18 protein-coding genes are annotated in these 24,521 nt (G+C 52.7%); 7 read left to right on the top strand and 11 right to left on the bottom strand.

Annotated elements, in window-relative coordinates:
• Window positions 1–14: 14 nt before the first annotated feature.
• The 4 genes from A11S_RS05620 to A11S_RS05635 all read left to right on the top strand — a co-directional run bounded on the left by A11S_RS05620 (window position 15) and on the right by A11S_RS05635 (window position 6,653).
• Window positions 15–1,361: an HlyD family type I secretion periplasmic adaptor subunit gene (locus A11S_RS05620; protein ID WP_015467527.1), complete on the top strand. Its 1,347-nt coding sequence runs from the start codon at window positions 15–17 to the stop codon at window positions 1,359–1,361.
• A 24-nt stretch (window positions 1,362–1,385) separates the two neighbouring features.
• Window positions 1,386–2,339, top strand: coding sequence for a response regulator (locus tag A11S_RS05625; protein WP_015467528.1), 954 nt, complete (start codon window positions 1,386–1,388; stop codon window positions 2,337–2,339).
• A 150-nt stretch (window positions 2,340–2,489) separates the two neighbouring features.
• On the top strand, window positions 2,490–3,581 hold the full coding sequence (locus A11S_RS05630) for an efflux RND transporter periplasmic adaptor subunit (protein ID WP_041802512.1): 1,092 nt from the start codon (window positions 2,490–2,492) through the stop codon (window positions 3,579–3,581).
• A 3-nt stretch (window positions 3,582–3,584) separates the two neighbouring features.
• On the top strand, window positions 3,585–6,653 hold the full coding sequence (locus A11S_RS05635) for an efflux RND transporter permease subunit (protein WP_015467531.1): 3,069 nt from the start codon (window positions 3,585–3,587) through the stop codon (window positions 6,651–6,653).
• Here A11S_RS05635 and A11S_RS05640 read toward each other — a convergent pair whose 3' ends face one another.
• The 9 genes from A11S_RS05640 to A11S_RS05680 all read right to left on the bottom strand — a co-directional run bounded on the left by A11S_RS05640 (window position 6,654) and on the right by A11S_RS05680 (window position 16,467).
• Complete coding sequence (locus tag A11S_RS05640; RefSeq protein ID WP_015467532.1) at window positions 6,654–8,381, bottom strand: SulP family inorganic anion transporter; 1,728 nt, start codon at window positions 8,379–8,381, stop codon at window positions 6,654–6,656.
• Between the two features lie 60 nt (window positions 8,382–8,441).
• Window positions 8,442–9,515 carry an NADH:flavin oxidoreductase/NADH oxidase gene (locus tag A11S_RS05645; protein ID WP_015467533.1) on the bottom strand — a complete coding sequence of 358 codons (1,074 nt, stop codon included), beginning with the start codon at window positions 9,513–9,515 and terminating at the stop codon, window positions 8,442–8,444.
• Window positions 9,499–9,945, bottom strand: a complete 447-nt coding sequence (locus A11S_RS05650) for a Fur family transcriptional regulator (protein WP_015467534.1) — start codon at window positions 9,943–9,945, stop codon at window positions 9,499–9,501. Before A11S_RS05650 ends, A11S_RS05645 begins: the two co-directional genes overlap by 17 nt.
• A 2-nt stretch (window positions 9,946–9,947) precedes the next feature.
• Window positions 9,948–11,258: a pyridoxal-phosphate dependent enzyme gene (locus A11S_RS05655; protein ID WP_015467535.1), complete on the bottom strand. Its 1,311-nt coding sequence runs from the start codon at window positions 11,256–11,258 to the stop codon at window positions 9,948–9,950.
• Window positions 11,259–11,260: 2 nt separating this feature from the next.
• On the bottom strand, window positions 11,261–12,784 hold the full coding sequence (locus A11S_RS05660; RefSeq protein ID WP_015467536.1) for a type III PLP-dependent enzyme domain-containing protein: 1,524 nt from the start codon (window positions 12,782–12,784) through the stop codon (window positions 11,261–11,263).
• Window position 12,785: 1 nt separating this feature from the next.
• A complete protein-coding gene (locus tag A11S_RS05665) occupies window positions 12,786–13,754 on the bottom strand; it encodes an ATP-binding protein (RefSeq protein WP_015467537.1) in 969 nt (322 codons plus the stop codon).
• A 1-nt stretch (window position 13,755) separates the two neighbouring features.
• Window positions 13,756–14,928, bottom strand: a complete 1,173-nt coding sequence (locus A11S_RS05670) for a cysteine desulfurase family protein (protein WP_041803008.1) — start codon at window positions 14,926–14,928, stop codon at window positions 13,756–13,758.
• A 104-nt stretch (window positions 14,929–15,032) separates the two neighbouring features.
• Entirely contained in the window at window positions 15,033–16,073 is a 1,041-nt protein-coding gene (locus tag A11S_RS05675) for a hypothetical protein (protein WP_015467539.1), read from the bottom strand.
• A gap of 43 nt (window positions 16,074–16,116) precedes the next feature.
• A complete protein-coding gene (locus tag A11S_RS05680) occupies window positions 16,117–16,467 on the bottom strand; it encodes a DUF2946 family protein (protein WP_015467540.1) in 351 nt (116 codons plus the stop codon).
• Between the two features lie 215 nt (window positions 16,468–16,682).
• On the opposite strand from A11S_RS05680, the gene A11S_RS05685 reads away from it, so the two are divergent.
• Both A11S_RS05685 and A11S_RS05690 read left to right on the top strand, forming a co-directional pair.
• A complete protein-coding gene (locus A11S_RS05685) occupies window positions 16,683–17,822 on the top strand; it encodes an AI-2E family transporter (RefSeq protein ID WP_015467542.1) in 1,140 nt (379 codons plus the stop codon).
• On the top strand, window positions 17,819–18,958 hold the full coding sequence (locus tag A11S_RS05690) for a M48 family metalloprotease (protein WP_041802515.1): 1,140 nt from the start codon (window positions 17,819–17,821) through the stop codon (window positions 18,956–18,958). Before A11S_RS05685 ends, A11S_RS05690 begins: the two co-directional genes overlap by 4 nt.
• Before the next feature lie 50 nt (window positions 18,959–19,008).
• Here A11S_RS05690 and A11S_RS05695 read toward each other — a convergent pair whose 3' ends face one another.
• Window positions 19,009–19,455, bottom strand: coding sequence for a CBS domain-containing protein (locus tag A11S_RS05695; protein ID WP_235068306.1), 447 nt, complete (start codon window positions 19,453–19,455; stop codon window positions 19,009–19,011).
• A gap of 259 nt (window positions 19,456–19,714) precedes the next feature.
• On the opposite strand from A11S_RS05695, the gene A11S_RS05700 reads away from it, so the two are divergent.
• On the top strand, window positions 19,715–21,523 hold the full coding sequence (locus tag A11S_RS05700; RefSeq protein ID WP_015467545.1) for an N-acetylmuramoyl-L-alanine amidase: 1,809 nt from the start codon (window positions 19,715–19,717) through the stop codon (window positions 21,521–21,523).
• Between the two features lie 7 nt (window positions 21,524–21,530).
• Here A11S_RS05700 and A11S_RS05705 read toward each other — a convergent pair whose 3' ends face one another.
• On the bottom strand, window positions 21,531–24,449 hold the full coding sequence (locus A11S_RS05705) for a phosphoenolpyruvate carboxylase (protein WP_015467546.1): 2,919 nt from the start codon (window positions 24,447–24,449) through the stop codon (window positions 21,531–21,533).
• Between the last annotated feature and the right edge of the window lie 72 nt (window positions 24,450–24,521).

Raw genomic sequence — 24,521 nt, forward strand, 5'->3', positions numbered from 1 at the left:
CCGAGGAGGGAACCATGATGGATAAATCAGTGATGAAAAAATCTACCATTCAACAGCCACAACTGCGCTTTCTGGCCCAGTCCGTACGGTTGGAGGAGGAAATCAACCCCCGCCTGATCCGTCTGACATCCGGTGCAATTGCGCTGTGCATTGGCGCATTTATCGTGTGGGCCAGCTTGACCAACGTCAATGAAATTGCCCGGACGCCGGGTGAGATTATTCCCGCCGGGATGCAGAAAGTTGTCCAGCATTTAGAAGGCGGAATTATCAAGGACATCAACGTCAAAGATGGCGATGTTGTCAAAGCCGGGCAAACTTTATTGGTTTTGGAAGAAACCGGTGTGCAGGAAGATTTAAACCGGGCGCTCACCCATGGTACGTATTTGGCCGCGCAGAAGGAATTGTTGCAGGCCTTTGTTGATGGCCGCGACCCGGATTTTTCGAAATTGGGTGATGTTCCACCGGAAATGATCACAGAGCAACAGAATGTTTTCAAAAGCACGGCCGAATCCCGTTTAAAAGAACGCAAGATTTTACAGGATCAGGTCGCGCAGAAAGAACAGAGTATCAAATCCCTGCAGGCACGGCAGGCGGCGATTGGCCAGAATTTGAAGCTGGCGCAGGATATGTATGATCGCCGTCAGGGATTATACCGCAACGGATATATTTCCCACATCAGCTTCCTGCAAACGGAACAGGAACTGAACACGCTGAAAGGTGAACGCAGTCAGGTCAACAGCCAGATTGAAGAAGCCAAGGCCACGTTGCAGGAATATCAAGGTCGTCTGCAATCGCTGGAGGCACGCAACCGTGATGATGCATATCAACGATTGAACGCGTTGGAAAATGAGATCAAGCAAAATGCGGAAGTTACAGATCGTTTGCAAAATCGTCGCAATCGGTTGGAAGTGACTGCGCCTGTTGATGGTTTGGTCAAGGGGCTGAGTGTCAATACGATTGGCGCCGTCGTTGGACCCGGCCAATCCTTGATGGAAATTGTCCCGGTGAATGACGATCTGTTGGTCGAAATTCGGATTCCGCCCCAATATGCCGGTCACCTGACCTTGGGCCAGGACGTGCAAGTGAAGGTCAGTTCTTATGATTTCTCTCGCTATGGTGCTGTACCGGGTAAATTAACCTACTTGTCCCCGACGACTTTTGTTGGTGAACGAGGCGAGCGTTTTTACCGCGGCCACGTGGCATTAGACCGCAACTTCGTTGGTGGCAAAGGTCAGGAAAGTAACAAGATCATCCCGGGTATGACCGTGATGGCGGATATTGTGACGGGCCGTAAAACCGTTATGCAATATCTGATGAAACCGATCCATACATCACTGATGACCGCTTTTTCTGAGCGTTAATCGTAGAAAACAGGAGACGCAATCATGGGAATGACTCTACAGGATCTGGAAGATGCAGCAAGTGCACCAAGCGCTACGCGTTCTGTCCTGATCGTTGATGATGATCGTATTTCATTAAAATTCTTGGACCATCAGGTACAGGCCATGGGGTATCGCACTGTTTTGGCCAGCGATGGGCATGAGGCTCTGACCATTTTGCAACATTCGCCCGATGCGTTTGGCGCGATCCTGCTGGACCGGATCATGCCGCACATTGACGGTATGACAGTGATGCAGAAAATTAAGGATAATCCGCGTCTGCGTGACATTCCCGTTGTCATGCAAACCAGTGCGAAAAGTCCGGAAGAGATCGAAGAAGGCATAGGTTCCGGTGTATTCCATTACCTGACCAAGCCGATTAATATTGATATGTTGCGTGTAACGCTACGGTCGGCTATGCGAACCTTTGAAACACACAGTACGAACAAGCAGGCCCGTACAAATTCAACGGCTGGGTTTGGCATGTTGCAGAGTGCGCAGTTTAATGTCCGTACGCCAGAGGAGGCCAAAGTTTTGGCCGCCTTTCTGTCCGAATGTTTCCCAGAACCTGAGCGTGTGTTACAGGGTATTGAGGCGCTTTTGTTCAATGCCATTGAGCACGGAAATCTAGAGATTGGCGGGCCGGCTAAAGCAGAATTGAGCCAAAGTGGTGCGCTGCGTCGGGAAATTGAACAGCGCCTGAGCGATCCACGATTTGCCAGCAAGGCTGTTGAAGTCACGCTGACACGCAAAGACGGTGGCGTTTATGTTGTTGTGAGTGACCAGGGTGAAGGATTCAACTGGCGTGATCATTTAAAAATCGACCCGGTTCATGCTGGCAATCGCTTTGGTCGCGGAATTGCCATGGCGGGGTCCGTGTGTTTTGACAAATTGATGTATAACGACAAAGGCAACAAAGCGGTGGCCTATGTCGCAGACGGTTCTGCGTTAAACTGGTGATTTAATTGCGATAACACTGCGTTTTCTGATTAAACACTGCTTGATTTTTCTATTCCGGGTTATAAATGACTGGCGGAGTGCCTGTGTATGGCGCACCGCCAGTCGCGTTTTATACGTTTCGCGTTTAACATTTTTAGAGCCGGATGTCTGATGTCTGCAAAAAAGGCTGTTTTTGCTGTTGTTTCTGTTTTGCTGGTGGCGGCTGTTACGTCGGCCTATTTTGTAAATGAATATATTACCAAGCCTGAGCAAGGCCCTGTGGCTGCTGGCAATGGGGCTATGCAGGCCGTTGCCGTGGAGGCAGAGGCCCCAACCATCGGGTCGATCAATCGGACAATTGAAGCTGTTGGCACATTGATCTCGGATGAATCTGTAGTCCTCAGTCCCGAACTGGCCGGGCGTGTCAGTGAAATTTCGTTTAACGAAGGCGAGGCGGTAACGATCGGCCAGTCCTTGATCAAGTTGGACGCGGCCGTCAATGCGGCTGAGCTGGCAGAGGCGGAGGCCGCGTTGGCTTTGAGCGTTGCCAACCATAGCCGGGCAGAACGCTTGTTCAAAAGCGGGAGCGGAACAGAGCGTGCGCGTGACGAAGCGCTGTCGGCGATGAATGCGGACAAGGCACGTGTCGATTTGGCCAAGGCGCGCCTGGATAAAATGGATATCAAAGCCCCGTTTAATGGTGTTGCCGGATTGCGCAATGTCAGTGTCGGGGATTACGTCACGCCGGGGCAGTCCCTGACCAATATTGAAAAAATTGATGTTCTGAAAGTCGATTTTCGCATTCCCGAGGTGTATTTGGGGTCCCTGCGCCAGGGGCAAAAAATCAATGTCCGTGTGGATGCGTTTGCGGGACAGGTTTTTGATGGTGAAGTGTTTGCCGTCAATCCGCGCATTGATGAATCTGGTCGTAGCATTATTCTGCGTGCGCGGTTGGATAATGATGAAATGATTTTGCGACCAGGGTTGTTTGCCAGGGTTAATTTGATCGTTGAAAATCGTGATAATGCCCTGATGATCCCGGAACAGGCCTTGTGGCCGCAGGGCAACCAACAGGCCGTTTATACCATTGTTGATAACAAACCTGTTCTGGTCACCGTTCAAACCGGATTGCGTCGTAATGGCATGGTCGAAATTACCGAAGGTTTGAGCGCCAGCGACATGGTTGTGACCGCCGGACAAATGAAAATTCGTCCGAATTCGTCAGTAACGATTATTCCCACCAACGCTGCCGCAGGGGAATAAGTTATGAACCTGCCCGCATTGTGTATTAATCGTCCGGTTTTTGCCACGGTGATGAGCCTGATGCTCGTCCTGATTGGCTTGATCTCTTATGACCGTTTGACGGTCCGGGAATATCCGAACATTGACGAACCCATCGTAACGGTATCCACCACTTATGGCGGGGCGTCGGCAGAAATTATCGAAAGCCAGATTACCCAGCCCTTGGAAGATTCCCTGTCCGGGATTGAAGGTATTCAATACATCACCTCGGTCAGCCGGGAAGAACGCAGCCAGATCACCGTGACGTTTCAGGTCGACCGCGATGTTGACGTGGCCGCCAACGATGTCCGTGACCGTGTCAGCCGGGCGCGCAACGATTTGCCCGATGATGTTGATGAACCCGTGATTGCAAAGGTTGAGGCCGACGCCCAGCCCATCATCTATCTGGCATTTTCCAGCGATCGCATGAGTTCGTTGGATGTGTCCGATTACGTCGATCGTAATGTGAAGGATCGTTTGCAAATCATCCCCGGTGTGGCTGAGGCCAATATTCTGGGGGAACGCCGTTATTCCATGCGCCTGTGGTTGGATCGGGCACGGTTGGCGGCGTATAATATCACGGTTCAGGATGTTGAAAATGCCCTGCGCCAGCAGAATATTGAAATTCCGGCCGGACGTATTGAAAGCGTTGAGCGGGAATATACGGTTTTAAGTGAAACCGACCTGCGCACCGTGCAGCAATTTGAAAACATGATCCTGCGACAGGATAGCGGTTATCTCGTGCGCTTGCGCGATGTGGCGCGGGTGGAATTGGGGCCGGAAGATGAACGCCGCATCACCCGTTTCAACGGTGAAAGCGCGGTGGCGATTGGTATTGTCAAACAATCTGTCGCCAACCCGTTGGAGGTTTCCCAAGCGCTGCGCACCCTGTTGCCTGAACTGGAAACGCAATTGCCCGAAGGCATGCGCGTGGCCATTGCCTATGATTCATCAATTTTTATCGAGGAGTCCATCAAGGCCGTTTACCACACCATTGGTGAAGCCGTGGTTTTGGTCGCCTTGGTCGTGTTTTTCTTCCTGCGCACTGGTCGGGCGACGATTATTCCATTGGTGACCATCCCCGTGTCCCTGATTGGGGCCATGGCGATGATGTATGTGTTTGGGTTCTCCATCAACACGCTGACCCTGCTGGCCATGGTTTTGGCCATCGGCCTGGTGGTGGATGATGCGATTGTTATGCTGGAGAATATTTATCGCCATATTGAAATGGGAAAAAAGCCCATCGAGGCGGCGATGCAGGGCAGCAAGGAAATCGTTTTCGCCATTGTCGCCATGACCATTACACTGGCGACCGTATATGCACCGATTGGTTTTATGGAGGGGCGAACCGGGCGGCTGTTTACTGAATTTGCGCTCACTTTGGCGGGGGCCGTTCTGGTTTCCGGGTTTGTGGCCCTGACCCTGACGCCGATGATGTGTTCGCGCATGTTAAAGCATGAAGAAAAGCACAGCTGGTTTTACCGGTTCTCGGAAAACCTTCTCAATGGTTTGACCAATGCTTATAAAAGATCACTTGAGGCCGTTTTAAATGTACGTCCTCTGGTGATTGTTGTGGGCTTGGCTGTGGCCGGGCTGGCGGGGTGGTTGTTCACGCAAATCCCGTCGGAATTGTCCCCAACCGAGGACCGCGGCAATATCGTAGCAATTGCGTCGGCCCCCGAAGGGGCATCGATTGAATATACCGATCGCTATGTCCGGCAGATGGAAGAACTGGCCAATACGTTGCCGGAAGTTAATCGCGTTTTTGCCGTTGTCGGGTTCCCGCAAGTATCCAACGGACGCATGTTTATCCGGATGGAAGATTGGGCGGATCGGGATCGGTCGCAACAGGACATGGCCGCCGAACTGGCCCCGAAAATGCGCCAAATTCCCGGTGTCATGGCGTTTCCAACCAATCCACCATCATTGGGGCAACGGGCCGGGACAAAGCCGGTTCAGGTTGTTGTGATGTCAACGGATACGTATCAGGAAATCAACGCGCTGGCGGAACAGATTATTGATCGCGTTGCCGACCATCCGTCGATGTCAGGGATTGAAACCGACCTGAAACTGAATAAACCGCAATTGCGTGTGGATGTTGATCGTGACAAATCCGCCGATCTGGGGATTGATGCCGCGACATTGGGGCGCACCATGGAAACCATGCTGGGCGGGCGGCAGGTGACACGGTTTAAACGCGAAGGCAAACAATATGATGTAATTTTGCAAGTGGCCGACGTGGATCGTAAAAACCCGCAGGATATTACGAATATCTACGTCCGGGGGCAGGGCGGCGATATGGTGCCATTATCCAACCTAATCACCGTTCAGGAATCCGTCGCGCCGCGTGAGCTTAATCACTTCAATAAATTGCGGGCGGTTACGATTACCGCCAACGTCAATGACGGATATACATTGGGCGAAGCGCTGGCCGTAATTGAAAAGGCCGCAAACGACGTTCTGCCCGCCAGTGCGCAACTGGATTACAACGGCATATCGCGTGAGTTTAAGGAAAGCAGTTCCAGCCTGTACGTTACCTTTGTGCTGGCGCTGTTCTTTATCTATCTGGTTTTGGCGGCACAGTTTGAAAGTTTCCGCGATCCGTTCATCATCATGCTGACCGTTCCATTATCCATGACCGGGGCATTGTTGGCGTTGTATTTCACCAATGGGACATTGAACGTGTATAGCCAGATTGGTCTTGTGACGCTGATTGGATTGATTACCAAGCACGGTATTTTAATCGTCGAATTTGCCAACCAGGCACAAGAAGCAGGGAAACGCCGGGCCGAGGCGGTTGTTGATGCGGCCATCCAGCGTCTACGCCCGATTTTGATGACGACGGGCGCCATGGTTCTGGGGGCATTGCCTTTAGCGCTGGCCAGCGGGGCCGGGGCGGAAAGCCGTCAATCCATCGGATGGGTCATTGTCGGCGGGTTGTTGGTGGGAACGTTGTTTACGCTTTACGTCATTCCCACCGTGTACACGTATTTGTCCAGCCGGAAATGGACGCACGCAGCCAATACGGATGCTGCCCCCATCGCGGCGGAATGATCAATCACCTGTATTCGCGTTTATCAGGTCCGATGCCCGTTTAACGCCTTCGGCAAAATTATGCGTCAGGATCAGGTCCGGGTAATGCTGGAACAGTTTCATGCGGACCATGATTTTCATGGGTTCTGGCTGGATCCCCGTCAAAATCACGCGGATATTGGCGCGATGACAGCGACGGATAAATTCCTCCAGCGCAGTTTCACCGCTGGAATCAATCATCGGCACCTGTCCCATGCGCAGGATGAATATTTTTGGCTTCACAATCATCTGGTCCAGAACATCCAGAAGACGGGATGAAACGCCAAAGAATAATGGCCCACGCAGTTGGTAAGCCTCGACACCATGCGGCAAATGGGATCGCATATCGTAATGTTGATCTTCATGGCGAACCAGATCGGCCACATCGGATTCAACCAGCGTAATATGCGTCTGCATTTCAAAGGCATGGGTCATGCGCACCATAAACAATATGGCCGCCATGATCACGCCCACCTCAATCGCCACGGTTAAATCCACCGCAACGGTCAGGGCAAAGGTGATCAGCAACACGGCCTTATCCCCCCATGGGGATTTCAGCAGGTGAATGAATTTTTCATGTTCGCTCATGTTCCAGGCGACGATAACAAGGACCGAGGCCAGCACGGCCAGCGGAATGTACGACGCCAGCGGTGCCAGAAACAGGATAAAGCCCAGTACAAAAATGGCGTGCAACATACCGGATATGGGCGATTTTGCGCCGGACCGGATGTTGGTGGCCGTGCGGGCAATGGCACCGGTCGCGGGCATGCCGCCGAACAACGCGCTGGCGCAGTTGGCAACACCTTGCCCCACCAATTCACAATTCGATTTATGCCGCCGCCCGGTCATGCCATCGGCCACAACGGCAGACAACAGGGATTCAACCCCCGCCAGAAAGGCAATGGTCAGGGCAGAGGGGATCAATTCTGTTACACGGGCCGCCGTAATCCCATCGGGCCATGACGGTGCGGGGATGGTATTGGGAATGCCGCCAAAGACAGAACCGATGGTCGGCACATCCATTTTTGTGAAATAGACAAGGGCAGAAGCCAGAACGACAGCAACCAAAAAACCCGGAATTTTCGGCGCAAACCGGCGCAGGCCGATAATGGTGGCAAGGCCGAGCCCGGCAATCAGAACACTGCCCTGCATCATTGTGTCGCGCGCGTGCCAGAACGCTGCGACTTTCTCAAAAAACTCACCCGGGACATGATCCATCTGTAACCCCAGCAGATCTTTGATCTGGCTGGTGAAGATGATCACGGCAATACCGGCCGTAAAACCGGTGATCACGGGTTGCGGAATATATTTAATCCATGTGCCCAGCCGCGCCAATCCAGCAACAACCAGAATGGCCCCGGCCATCAATGTGGCGATAACCAATCCGTCATATCCAAATTTTTCAATGACATTGTAAATAACAACAACGAACGCCCCAGTGGGACCACCAATCTGAAACCGGCTGCCGCCCAGGGCGGAAATCAGGAAGCCGGCAACGATCAGGGTAATCAACCCTTTGTCCGGCGTGGTGCCGGAGGCAATACCCAATGCCATGGCCAACGGCAAGGCCACGATGGCCACAGTCAGCCCCGCAAGCACATCATCACGCAAATCCGCCGCGCGGTATTCCTGTCGCAGAACGACGAACAATTTAGGGATATAAAGATGCCACCATTTAGGGGTGGCCGACGCGGCGACGGGTGCGGACATGGCGGAAGACTCCTTCTATGCGCCAGCATAGGACCGCCAAACCAGTTTTTAAAGGGGGTATTACGCGCGGGCGTATTGAACGGGCAAACTGACCGCGTCGGCGTGGCCCAGCGTTTTTGCGGCATTGACCGGCCAATAAGGATTGCGCAATAATTCGCGCCCCATCAGGATCAGGTCGGCTTTGCCTTCGCGTATGATTGCGTCGGCCTGCTCTGGCGTTGTGATCAACCCAACGGCAGCGGACATTATGCCGCCCTTGTTCCGGACGGCGTCGGCCAAAGGAACCTGATATCCTGGCCCAACCGGATAATGTTGCGCATGACCGGACCGCAGACCGCCCGATGAACAATCGACCAGATCAATCCCGGCGGATTTTAATTTTTTGGCCAGGGCGACGGAATCTTCAACGGTCCAACCGCCTTCAACCCAGTCGCTCGCGGAAATGCGAACGGTCAGGGGCAAATGGTCGGGCCATGCGGTTTGAACGGCGGCCACAACCTCCATCAACGCGCGGCAACGATTGTCAAACGATCCGCCATATTGATCGTCGCGCGTGTTGGTCAGGGGCGAGAGGAAAGAATGCAGCAAATACCCATGCGCCGCATGAATTTCCAGCCATTCATATCCGGCCGTAACCGCACGCGCGGCGGAATCACGGAACGCATTTACAATAGTGGTGATTTCCGCATGATTGAGTGCGTGGGGAATTTTGTTCTGATGACCGCCAAAGGCGTCGTTGGTGGGGCCAACAACATCCCATCCGCCTTCGTTATTACCCAGATGATGACCGCCGTCCCATGGAACGGCGGAACTGGCCTTGCGTCCGGCGTGGGCAATTTGAATGCCGGGTATGGCACCATGGCGTTTAATCATCGCGTTGATGCGGGCCAGCGGTTCGATCTGGCTATCCTTCCACAATCCGGCACAAGACGGGGTAATGCGCCCTTCCGGTGTTACGCCCGTGGCTTCGGCAATCACCAACCCCACGCCACCAATTGCGCGCGTGGCCAGATGCGCCAGATGCCAGTCATTGGCATGGCCATCCACCGACGAATATTGGCACATGGGCGAAACGCCAATGCGGTTGCGCAGGGTAACGGATTTAATCGTCAGCGGGTCAAACAGGTGGGGCATTATGATCATCACATTTCATGCACACGCCACGGATTTCCATGGAGGTGGCGAGGGGTTTAAAACCAACCCCTTTAAAATGTGAGTCTTTGAGGATCTTTTCAAGGGCTGGAATCTGCATTTCCTGCACATCGCCACAGGATTGGCATATGGCAAATTGCGCGCTGTGTTCATGCCCATGTCCGTCACAGCACAAAACATAAGCGTTCAGGCTCTCAATCCGGTGGATCAGATGAACAGATTCAAGAAATTCCAAGGCCCGATAAACCGTGGGTGGCTTTGTACCCTCCGGCATCAGGCGCAGAATGTCATAAGCCCCAACCGGTTTATCGGCTTTGGCAATCACCGAAAAAACGTCACACCGTGGAACCGTTAAGCGTGCCCCAAGTTCCGCGCATATGGTTTCCAGTTTTTTCGATACACTGCACGCCATGATTATGCCGCCTGTTTCTGCTGTTCATTCCGCCAGGCCAGCATGCCGCCACCCAGACCGAACGCCTTGTACCCGCGTGATTGCAGATAGGCGGCATAGCGCGCCGTTTTTTCACCAACAGGGCAGGCGAGCAGGATCGGGCGGTCTTTCGCAAACGGGTCCGCCGCATCGATCATCGGCTCCAGCAATTCCCATGGAATGTTGATGGAACCGGGAATGGACATCATTTTGAATGCCAGATTTCCACGGACGTCGATAATCAATGGATTTTGTTCGGCAATCCACGCATTGGCCTGCGCCGCCGGAATGGCGAACTGGTCATTGGCGGTGGCATATTCAAACGCTTGCAGACTACCCGGCTTTTGTTTTTGGTTAAACAAATGTGGGCGGCGTTGCCGGACATAATCCGTGTACCATTCACCGCGATCGCAAACAATGAACACGGCGGATTTGCGTTCGCTCAGGCTTTCGTCGATGGTGCGTAGATATTTCAGCGCACCGAGATAGCTCGCGCCACTGGTCGGGCCGCACATGATGGCGCATTTTTTGACCAGATCCATCATGGCATCAACGGCTTCGCCGGAATCAACATAAACGAAATCAGCATAGTGTTCTTTGGTGAACAATCCGGATTCCCACATTTGATCCATCGACCGAATGCCGGGAATAAAATCATTCTTGCTGGCGCAAATACCAATGGTTTTCAGATCAGCACTGCCTTCATCACGGATGCGGCGTGCGGCCCCCAATGTGGAACCGGATGTGCCCAAACCGCCAAAGAAGTAATCAACCCGGCCCAGATCATCGGCAATTTCCTTACCTGTTGTCTGGTAATGAATATCCGGATTTTTCGGGTTGGTGAATTGCGACGGGAAATAGGCCTTTTCCGGGTCGTCCTTCACTGCTTTTTCGATCAGGAATTGGGGATCGTTCGGGTCGTTCGGGTCGAAACATTCACTGCCCCCCAGAACTTCCTCAATCTCCGCGCCCAGCATGCGGATGATATCCTTCACGCCATCTACTTTGGCCAGATACGTGATGAGTTTCGTTTCCACACCATAGGTGCTGGCGATCAGTTGCAGGGCCTTGGCCGTGTTACCGGATGAGTTTTCGTAAATGGTTTGCCCTTTGGCCTGAATATCCGCGATATCGTCGCGGATCATACCCCACGCCACGCGGTCTTTCACGGAACCGAACGGGTTCATCATTTCCATTTTGGCATACAGGTCGATATTTTTCAGGCCATGCACCTCCGCCGGAATTTTCAGCAAAGGGGTGTTGCCGATCATATCGGTAATACGGTCATAAATCATGATTAGTACGCTCCAATTTTCAGGGCGAGGGGGTTGTACAGATCGTCGCGGAACCAGCGGAAACCGGATTCCGTTTCAACAACGGCAATTTTTTCGGCTATGCGTTGTTGCAAAACATGGGTTTCGGCAAAATCCATCTGATACGCGGCGGTGTTGATAAACGCCACAACATCACCCGTTTCCGGGACAAAGTCCGGGAAGGTTTTGTGGTACTGGATCATGTCGTGGGTCAGGCAGAGGTTGCCCACATACATAACCCCGTTATCCGCCGGTTTACGGTTCTGGTTGCGGTATAAAACAACCGGGTCCGTCATCAATTTCAATTGCGTGGCGTTCAGGTTGGTGCGGTTCATGTCCAGAACCACCAATTGTTCACCCATCATGGATTGTTTGTTCAAATTGACGCGGGACAGGGTGATGCCACATTGGTCCAGCAATGCCCGGCCCGGTTCGACATACAAATCCATCAAACTGTCGGACAAGATGCGGGACAGAGATTGCCCGTCAAACAGCGGCAATGGTGCATCAATGACCGAAGCCAGATCCGCCGGGCCGTCATCCTTGTGATAGTGTTCCATAAAGTTTGGCGCGCCCTTAAGAACGCCACCTTCGTTACGGAATCCAAGACCGGAATCGTTCCATGTCAGGCTGTCGCGCTGACCAAGGACGGAGGCTTTTAGTTCCTCAACATACGCGTTCCATTCATCCTGGGATGCGGCATAGCGAATGCGATAGCCGCCGCCAATATCAATCCCGCGCGGGGACAAACCACGATTCATGCATTCGAATGTTAATTGCAGGATGGTTTCAATGGCCGGCGGGCGGCGAATATAATCGCCCGCGTTGAAATGGAAACTGAACCCGTGGAAATCCAAAACGTCCTTGTGCGCGACCAGATAATCGATAATCGCCGGGGCGTGCTCGACATTGTTGGCGAATGCACTGTCCTGTGCCGTAAATTTTACGCGATCGGGCTTAAACCCATCCAGCCGGACAAGAATGCGGGCTTTCTTACCCGCAGGCAGAAGCGATTGCATGGCGATAATTTGCGCCATTTCCGTCATATTATCGACGTTAATTAAAACGTCCTGTTGCAGGCAGAGGGACAAGTAATCGGAATTTTTCGGGCCTGTGGCCTCGATTCGTGATGGGTGAAATCCGGAGGCCAGGGCGTTTTTCAATTCCCCTTCGGATGAAACATCCAATCCCACATTGGTCAGGGCCGCACGTTTTTTCAGTGCGGCGGATTTGTTCGGTTTGGATGTGTAAAAAATCCGTCCCTGCAATTGCCGGTCATCATAAACTTTCTGGAACGATGCAATTGTATCGGCAATGTGGTCCGGGAACATGATGTTCAGCGGCGACCCAATACCATCAACCAGCGAGAACACCAGGTCCTGATCGGCCAAAAACCGCTCAATCATCGGGTGAATGGCGGCCCGCACGCGGGGGCGTGCGCGGTCGATTGCGGACCCCAGTATTTGATCAGCCAGACAGAGGTTGTCTTTACGGACTGCATTGGTCATTTTATGCCACCTTGGTGATTTTGAAATCCGGGTCGATCTGGTTCATGACATCGCCATAACCCTGCTGCACCCATTTCTTTTCATTCAATTTTGTATGCAGGGCATGCAGCATCGCCATACGGTCATGGGCGGACAGAACAGGTTTGGACGCGGCCAGCATGATTTTTTCCATCGCACCCGCAACATTACCCGTGACAAAATCGGCCGTAATCGCATCGCCACGTTGGCGCAGTTTTTTCAATGCTGATGTGTGCGGCAGAACGGCAATCGGCGTCATGCCGGTGGCCTTCACGATAAATTCAATATCGGACTCATCTTCGATTTTGTTGGCGACCAGATGGATCAAGCCATCAATGCCGGATTCGCGGGCCAGTTCCATATACAGACGGCACACTTCGGCCGATTCCGGCGTGGGTTCGGCGATCAGGACGATGGCATCAAATTGAAGATGCATGGAATAGGCGAACGCATCGGTGCCCGCCACCATGTCGCAGACAACCCAGTCGTTATCGTTATCCAGCGCAATGTGGGACAGCAGGTTTTCGGCCACGAACAAATGGCTGTGGTAACAGGTCTGGCCAATACCGCCCTTGTCATACGTGCCCACACTCATCAAATTCAGGCTGGGCGCATCATTGATACGCACGGAATAGGGCGCCAGCGCCGCATCATCCACGGAACGCACCAGATTGGAGCCTTCGCCCGGCGGTGTGGTGGGCAGGAATTTCGAAATGTCGGTCACGCGGGGATTCGTGCCCTTGATATAATTGCGAATAACATCGGCCACATCGGGGTTGGCCATCAACTTATCCATGGCAACATCAACCCCCAGCAACCCGGACAGGTTCATGTTCACATCGGCATCGATCGCCAGAACATTGCGTTTTTGTACCGCGTTCATGTAACGGGTGAACAATGCGGATGTTGTACTTTTCCCCGAACCACCTTTACCGGCGAATGCGATTTTCATGTTATGCGGCTCCTTGCATTTTTTGAATGGTTTGGACGGCGTTGATAATCATATCCGCGGCGCGGACAATCTCCATCTCCGTCGTAAAACGCCCGAATGACAAGCGCATGGACTCTCGTGCGGGTTGATCGGCACCAGTCATGGCGCGGATAACATGCGAAATATACCCCGTGCGCGTGGCATTGCAGGCGGAAGACGGGCTGAACGCCAGGTCGGGCAGGGCGGCCAGCATATCTTCGTTCGTAATTCCCGGTATGCGGATATTGATGATGTTAGCCGCGCGCCATTTTGAATCAGAATGGCCGTTAATAACCAAATCTGGCAACGTTCCTTTTAATTTTTTCAGAAACAATGTGCGCAAGGACTCCATTTTTGCCAGATCGTCGGCCAGTTCGATGTGAACCAGCTCCGCCGCCTGTCCGAATCCGGCACACAATTCCGTGGCCACGGTTCCGGCCCGCATTCCGCCTTCATACATGCTGCCGAAGAGAAGTGGTTTTATATGCGCACGAACATTCGGCGCGATGTACAACGCGCCCATACCCTTGGGCCCATAAATTTTATGCGATGACAGTGTGACCAGATCAGGATTGCCGCATTCTGCCAGAGTGAAGTTCATTTTGCCAACGGCTTGAGCGGCATCGGAATGGAAAATGACATCTTTGGGCAAAATGGCACGAATTTCGGCCAATGGTTGAATGGTGCCGACTTCGTTGTTCAGAGCCTGTACAGATACCAATCCCGTTTGCGGGGTGATAGCGGCGGCAACCATGTTACCTTCGATCATGCCGCATGGCTTGGGTTGAATGTAGGTTACAGTGAAGCCGCGCTTTTCAATCTCCGCCATCGGGCCCAAAACGGATTTATGCTCGACCGCTGTGGTGATGATGTGCGTTTTACCAGTTGCGCGCAGATAATCTAGAATACCGAACAACGCCATGTTGTTGGATTCGGTTGCACCCGATGTGAAGACCAAAGAGTCTTTTTTGGTGCCAATACAATCCGCCACTTGTTCACGGGCCAGATCAATATGGCTGGCGGCTTTCATGCCGAACGCATGGATGCGGGCACCGGCATTGCCAAAATCGTTATGCATGCAATCATCCATCACCGCGTGAACCCGGGGGTCCAGCGGGGTGGAGGCGCCGTAATCCATATAGATGGGATCGGTCATAATTTTGAAATCCGCCAAGGGGGCCATGGGCCCGGAACTGTTACTGAGTAACACTGTTATAAAGTAACAATCCCGGGCGTCAAGCTTTGAAATTCAACTGAAATCTACGGGCGCGGTGACGTGCACATCGTTGATTCATCAGTCAATTTTTTCCATTCATCTGCGGGCAAACCCGGATTTTGCATGGGGTGCTGTTGATGATGGTTGTCGTGATTATGGTGGTGGTCATGATCGCCGCCCCCATGGTGGTCGTGTCCACCTGTTAAGGACATGCCGGCGGCAATACCAAAGGCCAGGGCCGCAGAGCAGCCCAGTTTCCATGCGGAGCTTTTCACGCCACGCCATTTATCAATGCCATAGGTCACCGCGGTCGCAATAACTGGCGCTGTCAGCATCATAACACCCGCCATGGTCCCAGCGGACACAGCCGTGCCGGAGGCGGCGGCAATGGCCGGAATGGCGATGCAACCAACGTGCGACACCGCGGCCCCACCCGCACCACCGCCAACGCACATGGCGCAGCTTTTAAACGCATTGCGCAGACCGCTGGGAATGCGTTCATAAATCCCAACCAAAGCCGGGTGAGCGGATTGATGGGCTTCGGCAAAAATTTGCATGGTGGTCGTTTCAAACCGACGGGCCAGTGCCTTCATGGTTTCCGGGTTGTTATGCATGAAGGTATCGGCCGCAGCGCGAAGGGCTTCAAATTCCGGTTTGTGCGCCTGGGCCTTCAGATGCAGAGGCACAGCGGCATAGCCGGGCGCGGTATAACCATCAAACAATTCAACCGTGGCTTCATCCAGAAAATCCGTATTTTTCACCGGATCTTTCGGCAAATTCAGCCCCTTGGTACTGATGTTATGCTTATAGGATGCAATATCCATGGCGCGGCGCAGGGATTCCATATCCTCATCAGCCGTTTCACGGTGCCAGTTCATATTGCTCTGTGCCACGGCGATGCGGGCTTTGTCGGTGGCCAGTTCATATTTGCTGTATCCGTCGCATCCAAACATGGATGGCATGGATTGCTCGATGCGGAAAGTCGACAACGCAACCAGCGCAACGGCATAGCGTGCCGGGTCAAAAATACCATTAACCGGATTTGTGGCGATGTCGCGGGCCACAGTTTTGTGAAATTTGCACATAGTGATAGCTCTTTCGTTTGTGATGTTTGATGGTGTTTTTCAATCAAACGAAAGACGGCGGCGCGCGTGATGACGCACGGGCGATGGCGTTGCGGTCCCGGATATGGTCGGACCAAAAATCAACAAAAATGGAATAGGGGGCTTGCGCCGCGACGAATGTAATAGGTGGTGGAACATCACCGGCCAGGACAGGAGCAAAGGGGCAATGTTCCCCGGCCTGATTATGGTCTTCGTCATTGATGGGCTGGCCATGCGCATCCACCGTAATGGTTTGCGTGCCAAAGCCAGAGCAAATGACCATGGTAAACGTGCCATCGTCCCGGTCCCCGGGCATATAGCCGACCGGGATCATCGCGCGCGCAAAAATCGCCAAAACCACAAGGGTTACGGACAATATTTTGATCCAGTGTTTTACTGAGGGCGCAAACGTCATGGGGCGCAGGATATCGGATCAGGGGATGGGATGCAAAAAAAGAAAAACTATTATAATTCAATATGTTAATATGTATTTTTATCAGAATGACCGGTTGCGGTCACAATATATACATTGCGGCGCTGGCGTGACAAAATACGTCCCTTCATAAATAAAACCGCATACGGAATCACGCCATGCCGGACGAAACGAACCCAATCACACAAACAAATGCGCGCCGATGGGCGGACCGTTCCCTGTTTTTGCCTGCATCCATGGCGCGCTGGCTTTTGGTTTTCTTGTTTATTGCGGGTGTCTATTTCTTTCACGGCTTTATTGTTCCGGCATTAACCGCTTTGGTCATTTCGGTTGCGACGTGGCCGCTTTATAAAAAACTGCTGCAATCGCTCAATTATCATAAATCGCTGTCGGCGACGATCGCCTTGCTGGTCGCCATCGTGTTTCTGGTCGTGCCGCTCGGTGTCCTGACATCGTATGCAATCAAAGAGATTACGATCTGGCTGGCATGGGCGGTTGAAGCCAACGCAAAGGGGGCCGCTGTGCCCGATTGGATTGCCTCCTTGCCTGTCGTGGGTGATTGGCTGGCGCAGCAATGGGATTTGTATATTGGCCATCCCGGCATGATCGGGACATTTGTACAACAAATCAGCGGATCAAATGTCGGTTCAATCTATAGCGGCGTGTTAACTGCCAGTGGCAGCCTTCTACACATTTTACTGACCTTGATCTTTATTCTCATTACTTTGTTTTTTATCTACCGCGATGGTCTGTCGTTTGTTGATCAACTGGACCGCATTGGTGAATATGTGTTTCCGGAGCGCTGGACCCGCATCTCACGCATCGTGCCGATGGCCATTAACTCAACTGTTGTTGGAATGGGCATCATTGCAATTGGCGAGGGGATCGTTCTGGGTACCGCATATTGGATTGCGGGCGTACCGTCGCCGGTTATGCTGGGGGTTTTGACGGGCATTATGGCCATGGTTCCCGGCGGGGCGCCGTTATGTTTTACCCTGGTTTCAACATATCTGGTCGCCAGCGGTGCCCCGTTGGAAGGGATGTTGTTGTTTGCATGGGGGGCGTCCGAGCTGTTCTTTGTTGATAAATTCCTGCGCCCTCATCTTGTTGGCGGGCCGATCCGCCTGCCATTCCTGCCCACATTTTTCGGCCTGATCGGTGGCGTAAAAACGATGGGATTTGTCGGCCTTTTCATCGGCCCAGCACTTATGGCATTGATTATATCGATCTGGCGCGAGGCCATTGACGAGCTGAGCAAAAAAAATGACGTCAGCGAAGGGCTGAAACAACACCCATGAATCGTTACGGTTTCATTCTTTTCCTTCTATTTGCGCTGATCCTATCCGGTTGTATGTCACCGGATGCGGAAGCACCGCGCGGAACCGAGGCAGAACTGGAAAAAGAACGCCGGACGCAGATTGAAATGGTTTTCAATACCAATCTGGAAGAAGAACGCAGGATCCTGAGCATCGCATATCCGATTTTTAAGGCGAATGTCGATATTTGTCCGGTTTTTGGTTATGCAACAGGCTTGTATGTATGGAATAAATATAATTTCGAGCGGAAAAACCGATCAATTGCCAAACGTACATTTAACATTGGCGAAACGCTCCAGATCAAACACATCATGCCGGACAGCCCCGCAGAGCGCGCTGGATTGCAAATCGGCGACAGGCTGGTCAGCTTGAACGGCAAAGATATAAACAAGGGGCGATATGCTGAGCGTGATTATTACAAGGATTTAAGAAGTATATACCGCGATGAAAAGATCAACTTGGTTGTACAACGCGGCGTGAACATGATCCCCATATCCATGGTGCGCGATAAAATTTGCGGCTATGGAATAAAGTACAGTCAAAAAATGGAAATTAACGCTTTCGCCGATGGCTATGCCGTGTATATGCAGCGCGGAATGTATAGATTTATTGAAAGTGATGAAGAGTTGGCCACCGTAATCGGCCACGAACTCGCCCATAATTCCATGTTGCATATTGACAAATTTAAATGGAATTCAAGCATTCCGATCATTGCCGGAATTGCCGCAGAGTTGGCGAACGCTTTTTATGGAACCGATATTGATACCGATTCAATTGATACCCTGCAGGGCTATACACGTTTGATTTATGCGCCGTCATTCGAACGGGAAGCAGATTATGTCGGTTTGTATATGATCGCGCGGGCAGGTTTTGATACGTCAAAATCCGCCAATTTCTGGCGTCGCATGTCGGCAGAACATGCGGGTGAATCCGGTGTTGATGTCGAATTTTTAAATTCACACCCATCAAATCCCGATCGTTTTATATCGCTAGAAAAAGCACACAAAGAAATCATGCATAAAAAACGACACAGTTTACCGCTATTGCCTAAAATGGAGGAGGGTAAAACATTACCGCTTGTCGAGACTCCCTATGTTCGCAAAGGTGGAATGCGCTAAGTAAAAAAGCCGGAGATGTCTCCGGCTTTTTTACTTTTTTCTTTAAGCAATCACATCGGTCGCGCACCGGCACGGACTCGCGTTGCATGCTGCACCACTTTGGAGACTTCCAACGGGTTGGCGTCATTACGCAGGATATGACCAAAGGTTAATATTCCCGTCACAGCGCCGGAGCCATTGGTGACGATCAGGCGGCTGACATTGTTTTCACGCATCAGATCGGCGGCTTCTTCAAGGCTATCGTTCTCACCACAGGTGTAAAGAACGCGTGTCATATAATTCACGACTTTTTCCTTGGATGTATCTTTGCCGTTGGCGACGGCGCGAATAACAATGTCGCGATCTGTGATGATCCCGGTGATATTATCCTTTGTGCCGACGGGCAATATACCGCAATCTATGGCGATCATTTTTATTGATGCGTCTTTCAGGCTGGTTTCCGGAGATATGATAACCGGGTTGGCGGTCATTATCTCTTTGACTGTTGTGGATCTCATAACTGATCTCCTTCCATTCAAAAATGATGGGATGTCAGATTGAATCTGGCGTGGATATATAAATAAACGCTAATAAACATGCGCTCAAATGAGAGGTAGGTGCAATGCACAGTGCTTCAAGAGATAGATAAAAAGCCGCATATTTATTGATGTTTTTCAACGGATTTGGCCTGTTTTAAGGGGATGTTAGCCTTTTGGCGATACGGTGGGCATTGAAAAAAACAGAGTCTCACCAAGAGAACAATAAGGAAGAGCGCCTATGGCGGGGGTCAATAAGCAACAGGCGGAGCAGGCCATCACGGCCACGCTGTCCCAAAAACAACCCATGACATGGCAACAGGTTTATGACCTGCAAAGCAATTTGCGTGCGCTGGATTATGCGCCGGGCCGATCGGACGGTGATTTTGGTTCCCTGACCAGCAAGGCCGTTATGCGCTTCTATAACGATCATCCGGATCTTGCCGCAGATGCGGGGTCTCAGGTGCGCGCTTATCTGTCCCAAAATGGTCATGCTTCGGAATTAAAGGCGCTGGCCGACAAAAACCGGCCACAACCGCAGAATAACCTTTCACAAACATTTGAACAGTCCGCGCAATCCACCAATAAGTTGGATAGTCTGATTTCTAACGCAAATCCCCTGAATAAAGCGCAGATAAAATCAATTCAGAGCGATTTGAACGCACAAGGCATTCAGGTTGGTATTGATGATGGAATTCTGGGCCCGAAAACAGCCAGCGGGATTGTTCAACATCTGACAAAAAATCCGGCTCTGATCGATACGATGAGCGCGGATCTAATGCGCGATTTAATGCGCAATGGGCAAAGCGACGCACTGGTCGCGATCACAAAAAATTCTCCCGCAATCCAGGCCCGTATTGGCGACATGATCAAGGCCAACCCAGATCTGGCCACCACGACCGACCATGCAATGGTCAGCGATTTGCAAACATTATTGATTGCGGGCGGGCACGGAGCGGGCGGCATTGACGGTGTTGTCGGCAGCCAGACCATAGGTGCCGTAGATCGTTATATGGCGGCCAGTGGTGAAAAAATCGATTTGGTTCGGTCCGAACCAAAAGCCGCAGGCCCAATCAAGGGGGCGGCGGACTGGCTGGCCCCTGCATCGCGTCCGGTTTTGGGGGATAATGGATTTGGTGTCGCCAATGCCACAATTGAACGCGCATGGGCCAATGTGTCACGCACACAGGTGCCTCACGGTGCAGAATTCACCCCGGTGGGTCTGCAAAATCCTGGCCGTCCGCTGGTCGTGATTGATCTGGGGCATGGCGAAGATGTAAAACGCAATAACAAGCTGGACGACGGTGCCATATCGACCCATACCCATGGGCCGCATATGCAAAGCGGATTGAGCGAAACAGAAGTGGTCGATTCATTGGCCAAACCCCTGGCCGCGCGCTTGCAGGAACAGGGATATGACGTTGCCTTTACCCGCAACCCCGGCGAACAATTCCGACTGGAGGGGGATAAGGGCCAGACATTGCACAAACGTCCGGAATTTGCCCACGCACTGGCCCGCGAAATGGGGGCATCCGATGTCATGTTTGTCAGTCTGCACGCCAACAGCGCCAGCAACCCATCCGCCAATGGGTCTGATGTTTATATCAATGGCGGAAACCGCGTTGCGACCTCGCCGGATTCCCAAGCCTTGGCCGGTAAAATTGCCGGCTCATACCATTTAACCCCGGAACAAAGCACAGACATTCACGCTGCTGATCTGGGCGTCTTGCGCCATTTTGAAAAGGGCGCACCGGCAACGGGGCATCATGCGGCCGTTCTTCTGGAGGTTGGATTCCTCAGTAATCCAAACGACGCCAAAAATCTGGCTGCGATGACGCAAAATCCAGACCATCACGCCCGCCAGATTGCCGATGGTATTGTGGCTTATGGGGCCGAAGCCGGATTGAAACCTCAGCCGTTAATGGCCAGCCAGTCCGCGTACAGCGCCGCCTTCAACATGGCGCACAACAACACGCTGGGTCCGGATCAGGCCGTTCCGCCGACGCCGGAACGCGCGCCCCAATTGGCCGCCCAGGGGATCGGGCTTTAACCCAGATTTAAAGCAGAGATGGGGGCAGGGACAGCAACCCCGCCACATCGCTTTCCAGATAGCTTTCCGGTTTCATAAAACGCGTTTTCACGCCGCCGCGTAAATCATAAACCGGTTCCAGCCGGGTGCGCGTGGCCAAAATGCCAATCGGCGCATTCACAACATCGGCGGCGGCGTATAAGTTCTGTGTGATACGGAATTGGATTTCATCCAATGGTGTATCCGGATTTTTGTTCATCTGTGTTGTGCGATAACATTCAATAACACGGGAAAATTCTGCGGCCCGGTTACGGACAGACATTTCATGAAACAATTCCGGCCACAGGGTTCGCAAACCGTCGCCATGGTTGAAATTCCTTTTCGTTTTTTGCCCCGACACCATTTCATAACTTAATTTTTCAACATCCAGGAAGTATTGCTCCAGAAACGCCAGCGTGATTGCGGGCGTGTTCTGATGGTCCGGGTCATTGTGCTGGAATTGCTGGGCCAGTTTTTCAACAATCCTGCGCGGTGGGCGGGTATCGCCGGTTAATAACGGCCATGCAATATCAAAATCCGCCATAATCGTCGCATTCAACGTTGCCCTGGCCCCATCGCGGTGAATTTTGTGCGCGCGATATAGATGGTGCAAGCCATCACCGTATTTTTCCGGGTTCCGACTGGCGCGGCCATGGTCGCGCACGCTGAGCATCGCCTCAACCAAACCCAGAACGGAAAAAATTGGTAGGCACGCATGCGCCGTCAACCGTTCACCGGAAATGGCCCGCCCCTGCAACGCCTTGGGGGCAACGCCGACGGCTTCGCGCGGGGTAATGCCGGGGCTGACCATTTTCTCGCCGCGCTTGGCCGGGCGGGAGCTGGCATTACCGGCCTTCATGGCCAGCCATGGCGCATGGACCAATAATTCATCAATGGCGGTATTTTTCTGCGTTAATGCATCAAAGGCGCGGCCCGCGGCTTGCGCGTACAGCCACGCATCATATTGCCCGTGGTGACGGTTCAGGCCGGGGCGGGATACAGGGTCGGGCATTTCGCCGTAAATGCCCGCCTTGCTGTACAGGTTTTGCGCGGCCAGCGCCTCCATCGTGCCGACGGCAACGGGGCCGGGACAGAACAAAACATTTTGCTGGTGCCCCTGAACGGTCAGGGTGGATGGGCCAATATCCGTCGCCCGCGCATCCGCCGCCGCCCGACCATGCACGGCCGGAATTTCGGTGACCCGGCCCCCACCGCGTTGTAACGCATGTCCGCCGCCATTCATGATGCTGGGCAAAACATGGCGCAAATCGCGGTATTTCCGCCGCATTTTTTCTGCCACGCGGTAAACGTCAATCGCCGCTTCGTATTGGGCATATTCGGCTTCGCCGCGTCCGTCTTGCCGCGTGGTGTCGCTTTTGGCGATCATCACCAACAACCGCCCGCGCGCGGCGACATGGGCGCGGAATGTTTCGTTATCCAGTAATGTTTCCAGCGTATTGCCCAGATTCATCAAATCATGCACGGATTCCGATAACATGGTCAGGTCAATGCGCGCCCCATCATCCGCCACCACATTGCCGGTGATTTTCAGCAACAGCAACGCCGCCAGCGCATGGGCCGGGTGCGTTGTTTCCGCAATAATCAATTTTTCACACATATCGGGGTTTTGCCCGATCACCCGCAACCGCCCGACAATCATTGCGGATTCTTCGTCCGGCAAATCGGTGATGGCGGCCATGCGATCCAGCACATTCGCATCACGCAACCACGCCGCCAATTTCAACTGGATATGATCCAGCCCCATCACCGCAATATCCTGTTCATTTTCCACCCCGGATAAAACGGCCAGATGTTTTACGGCGGTCAAAATATCAACTGCGTTGTGCCGAATATCAATCGTGCCAAACCCAAAACCGAAACAATGCAACAGATAACGGAAATCCTGAATCTGCGCCTGTACAGCAATGTCGGGACAGTGTGTGATGATGGATTGAATTGTCTGGCACACGGAATCAATCCGGGTTTGCGGTCCGGCCTGCGCCAATTCATCACCCAAATGTTTCAGGGCCTGCATCGTGGGCGCGTGGTCGGTGTGGATGGATTGCAGAGTCAATTTATAACGATCCGCAATCGCCTGACGGTGCAGGGTAATACCGTCCGCCAATATCTGCGCCGTTAATGCCGGGTTGCCATCGGCGTCCCCCAATGTCCACGAACAGGGCACGATCAATGCCCGGGTGATATTCACACCCTGGGCGGCGTACCCATGATCGGCCAGCGCCTTGATAAACAAATCCCGGTGCGCCAAGGCGGAATCGTAAATGGAATTCAGGGTGTTGATACTCTCCCGCGCTTCATCCAATGGTGTTTTGCGGTCGCCGACAATCGGCGTTTGATAAAGATGGAGCAGGGCATCATGCAAATCATCCGGCGTGGCGGATGGGTCCACAATCACGCGTGCCACATCGGTTTGCGCGATGGTGTAATCCACGGTGGTTGGGTTGGTGGGGTGGCCGGTAATGCTGAACCATGCCACGGCGTTATCATCCAAAAACTGCTGCACCTGTTCCGGGGCGACGCCTTCCTCGCGAAAACGCCGTATGACAAAATCAATCGACCCGGCGGTGGTGGTTTGAATTTTGTTATGCGCCTGCACCACCGTGGTGGTCGCCAATGTCCGCGCCAGCCGGGCCAGATGGTTGATCTTCGCATCATGTTCGGCCAGCTTTAATTGCTGATCGGCGCTTAATCCGTCCCACAACGCGATGTAATCGCGCATGCGCGTGGTTTTATCCTCGCCGTGCTGAATATCCTTGCGCGCCTTAATCAACGCAAAACCATCGGGGTCCTGCGCCGCGATCATGTCCATATACCGCCGGGTGAGCAAACGCTCCATCCGGCGGGTGTATGATTTGTCCTGAATGGGGGTATCTGTCTGATTATTCATGGTTTCTCCAGCGTACCAGAATAAAGTTATAGCAAAATAAAAAACGGGCCACCGTATGACATGGCCCGTCTG

The sequence above is a fragment of the Micavibrio aeruginosavorus EPB genome (genome assembly GCF_000348745.1).
Classification (GTDB): domain Bacteria; phylum Pseudomonadota; class Alphaproteobacteria; order Micavibrionales; family Micavibrionaceae; genus Micavibrio; species Micavibrio aeruginosavorus_A.

Bases quoted from the DNA above. Each gene is read 5' to 3' on its own strand.
- A11S_RS05705 (WP_015467546.1), bottom strand. From the start codon at position 24,449: ATGAATAATCAGACAGATACCCCCATTCAGGACAAATCATACACCCGC.
- A11S_RS05620 (WP_015467527.1), top strand. From the start codon at position 15: ATGATGGATAAATCAGTGATGAAAAAATCTACCATTCAACAGCCACAA.
- A11S_RS05635 (WP_015467531.1), top strand. From the start codon at position 3,585: ATGAACCTGCCCGCATTGTGTATTAATCGTCCGGTTTTTGCCACGGTG.
- A11S_RS05645 (WP_015467533.1), bottom strand. From the start codon at position 9,515: ATGCCCCACCTGTTTGACCCGCTGACGATTAAATCCGTTACCCTGCGC.
- A11S_RS05690 (WP_041802515.1), top strand. From the start codon at position 17,819: ATGAATCGTTACGGTTTCATTCTTTTCCTTCTATTTGCGCTGATCCTA.
- A11S_RS05660 (WP_015467536.1), bottom strand. From the start codon at position 12,784: ATGACCAATGCAGTCCGTAAAGACAACCTCTGTCTGGCTGATCAAATA.
- A11S_RS05675 (WP_015467539.1), bottom strand. From the start codon at position 16,073: ATGTGCAAATTTCACAAAACTGTGGCCCGCGACATCGCCACAAATCCG.
- A11S_RS05665 (WP_015467537.1), bottom strand. From the start codon at position 13,754: ATGAAAATCGCATTCGCCGGTAAAGGTGGTTCGGGGAAAAGTACAACA.
- A11S_RS05670 (WP_041803008.1), bottom strand. From the start codon at position 14,928: ATGACCGATCCCATCTATATGGATTACGGCGCCTCCACCCCGCTGGAC.
- A11S_RS05655 (WP_015467535.1), bottom strand. From the start codon at position 11,258: ATGATTTATGACCGTATTACCGATATGATCGGCAACACCCCTTTGCTG.
- A11S_RS05695 (WP_235068306.1), bottom strand. From the start codon at position 19,455: ATGAGATCCACAACAGTCAAAGAGATAATGACCGCCAACCCGGTTATC.
- A11S_RS05640 (WP_015467532.1), bottom strand. From the start codon at position 8,381: ATGTCCGCACCCGTCGCCGCGTCGGCCACCCCTAAATGGTGGCATCTT.
- A11S_RS05625 (WP_015467528.1), top strand. From the start codon at position 1,386: ATGGGAATGACTCTACAGGATCTGGAAGATGCAGCAAGTGCACCAAGC.
- A11S_RS05685 (WP_015467542.1), top strand. From the start codon at position 16,683: ATGCCGGACGAAACGAACCCAATCACACAAACAAATGCGCGCCGATGG.
- A11S_RS05650 (WP_015467534.1), bottom strand. From the start codon at position 9,945: ATGGCGTGCAGTGTATCGAAAAAACTGGAAACCATATGCGCGGAACTT.
- A11S_RS05630 (WP_041802512.1), top strand. From the start codon at position 2,490: ATGTCTGCAAAAAAGGCTGTTTTTGCTGTTGTTTCTGTTTTGCTGGTG.
- A11S_RS05700 (WP_015467545.1), top strand. From the start codon at position 19,715: ATGGCGGGGGTCAATAAGCAACAGGCGGAGCAGGCCATCACGGCCACG.